Raw genomic sequence first — 2,659 nt, 5'->3', positions numbered from 1 at the left:
GGTTTTGTTCGTTTATAATGGAATATTTCCATGTTTTTTATATGGTCTTGTTTCTTTTTTGTTACGTAACATATCAAGAGCTTGAATAATTTTTATTCTTGTCTCACGAGGATCGATAACATCATCAACCATACCTTGACTAGCTGCAACATATGGATTTGCGAATTTTTGACGATACTCTTCGATTTTTTTCGCTCTTGTTTCTTCTGGATTTTCACTATTCTGAATTTCACGAGCGAAAATAATGTTCGCTGCGCCTTCTGAACCCATTACCGCAATCTCCGCATTTGGCCAAGCGAAGACAATGTCAGCACCAATTGATTTACTATTTAGTGCAACATACGCACCGCCATATGCTTTACGAAGAATGACAGTTAATTTAGGAACTGTTGCTTCAGAATAAGCATAAAGAATTTTAGCACCATGACGTATAATTCCACCATGCTCTTGCTTAACTCCAGGGAAGAATCCTGTCACATCCTCAAATGTAATCAGAGGAATATTGAAAGAGTCACAGAAACGAATAAAACGTGCTGCTTTATCAGATGAATCAATATCTAAACCACCAGCAAGGAACTTCGGTTGGTTACAAATTAAACCAACAGATTGTCCTTTCACTCTAGCAAAACCAACAACTACGTTACGAGCGAAGTCTTTATGAACTTCCATGAAACTTCCGTCATCCACTACTTGTTCAACTACTTTTCGAACATCGTACGGTCTTGTACCTTCAATAGGAACAACATCAGTTAATTCTGGACGATAATCGTCTTCTTCGTTATAAGATTCCACAAGCGGTTTCTCTGTATTATTCTGTGGTAAATAGCTTAATAATGCACGTACATTTTGTAGTACTTCTTCTTCAGAAGGAGCTTTAAAATGAGCAGCACCACTAATGCTGTTGTGTACTTTCGCACCACCTAAGCCTTCAGAGCTGATTTTCTCACCTGTAACTGTTTCAATTACCTTTGGCCCAGTAATAAACATTTGGCTCGTTTTCTCAACCATGAATACAAAGTCAGTGATTGCAGGAGAATATACAGCACCACCAGCACACGGTCCCATGATTACAGAGATTTGCGGAATAACACCAGAATAAATCGAGTTACGATAGAAGATATGACCGTATCCATCCAGTGATAATACACCTTCTTGAATACGAGCACCACCTGAATCATTTAATCCAATAAATGGCGCCCCATTCTTCGCAGCTAAATCCATAACATTCGCAATTTTCTTCGCGTGCATTTCTCCAAGTGCTCCGCCAAACACAGTGAAATCTTGTGAGAATAAATAGATGTCACGACCGTTTACTTTCCCATATCCAGTTACAACTCCATCTCCTGGTCCATCTACTTCATCAAGACCGAAGTCAACGCAACGATGTTCGATAAATGGCCCAATTTCAACAAATGTACCTGGGTCAATAAGCAAATCAATTCTTTCCCTAGCAGTTAACTTGCCTTTTTCATGTTGCTTTTCGATTTTTAAATCCCCGCCACCAAGTTCTACTTCACGCTTTCTATCATATAAATCATTAATTTTATCGTAAATATCAATCATCAGTGTTCCTCCCCTTGTCCGTCTCGTTCGCAAAACTCAAATAATACCCCGCCTGTTGATTTAGGATGGAGGAATGCTACTTTTGCATTATGTGCCCCATTCTTTGGTTCATCATTTATCATTTTAATTCCTTTAGCTTTCACTTCATCAATACGTCCTTGAATGTCTTTCACACCAAGAGCAAGATGGTGAATGCCTTCCCCACGTTTACTAATAAACTTTGCAACTGGGCTGTCTTCAGATAATGGTTCAAGTAACTCTAATCTTGTATTACCAGCATTTAGAAAGGCTACAGTAACTCCTTGACTCTCTACTGTTTCGCATCCTTCTAAATTCATACCTAGAACATCACGATAGTATTCTAAAGACTGATCGATTGACTTTACCGCGATACCAATATGGTCGATTTTCTCTATCATTGACCTTCCCCCATTTTCCCCCTGATTAATTGCAAACAATATATAATTCTACAAAATTCGCAATTTCCCTTCTCTTTTATCTATATTTTAACAATTAAATAATTACACTCCACTATTATAAAACAATAAACAACTCTCCCAAACTATTATAATACAATAAATTAAAATATTAAAATAATATGCATTATTCACTTTATTAAAAATTCGACTGTAAACTATTTCAAAGACTTGTTTTGTTTTTGTAGAGAAGGTAGAATAAATCTAAGTAATTAACTCATAAAGGAAGGTCTAAATGAAGGGAAAAAAAATCCAAAAAATCGCTGTATATATGATGATTATTATGATGTTACTATCTACTGTCCTTGCAGGAGTTGCATTCCTTTTCTAATCTAAGTGTAATTATTAATAAAACCTGCAAACCATTCAACAATGTATGGTTTGCAGGTTTCTTGCTTCTATAACAAAAAAGTACCTGATCATTCAGGTACTCTTTTTCTTACTTATTCAATACCCAGTATTCTTCCTGCTCCTGCAACCCTTTTAGTTACACCTATATCTTCTTTACTTGGCTGTGTATCATAAGAAAGATGATTGTGAGCCATGATGATTGAAGCCCCGTTATTTTATAGCTCAAAATTCGTTCAATTAGTTGATTTTGTTTTTCATGCATTTAAACT

4 protein-coding genes are annotated in these 2,659 nt (G+C 36.2%); 1 reads left to right on the top strand and 3 read right to left on the bottom strand.

The window, feature by feature from the left end:
- Positions 1-12 precede the first annotated feature (12 nt).
- Together V7014_RS20270 and mce are read right to left on the bottom strand one after the other, a co-directional pair.
- A complete protein-coding gene (locus tag V7014_RS20270; RefSeq protein ID WP_335509721.1) occupies positions 13-1,563 on the bottom strand; it encodes an acyl-CoA carboxylase subunit beta in 1,551 nt (516 codons plus the stop codon).
- Complete coding sequence (mce, locus tag V7014_RS20265; RefSeq protein WP_335509719.1) at positions 1,563-1,982, bottom strand: methylmalonyl-CoA epimerase; 420 nt, start codon at positions 1,980-1,982, stop codon at positions 1,563-1,565. The genes V7014_RS20270 and mce overlap by 1 nt, the downstream gene beginning before the upstream one ends.
- A 292-nt stretch (positions 1,983-2,274) precedes the next feature.
- Between mce and prli42 the strand changes: the two genes are divergently transcribed.
- A complete protein-coding gene (prli42, locus tag V7014_RS20260; RefSeq protein ID WP_335509716.1) occupies positions 2,275-2,370 on the top strand; it encodes a stressosome-associated protein Prli42 in 96 nt (31 codons plus the stop codon).
- A 112-nt stretch (positions 2,371-2,482) separates the two neighbouring features.
- On the opposite strand, the gene V7014_RS20255 is transcribed toward prli42, so the two are convergent.
- Entirely contained in the window at positions 2,483-2,590 is a 108-nt protein-coding gene (locus V7014_RS20255) for a JAB domain-containing protein (protein ID WP_335509723.1), read from the bottom strand.
- Between the last annotated feature and the right edge of the window lie 69 nt (positions 2,591-2,659).

It is taken from the genome of Bacillus sp. JJ722, assembly GCF_036963345.1.
GTDB lineage: Bacteria > Bacillota > Bacilli > Bacillales > DSM-1321 > Bacillus_AD.
This window is presented reverse-complemented; position numbering and strand designations above follow the sequence as displayed.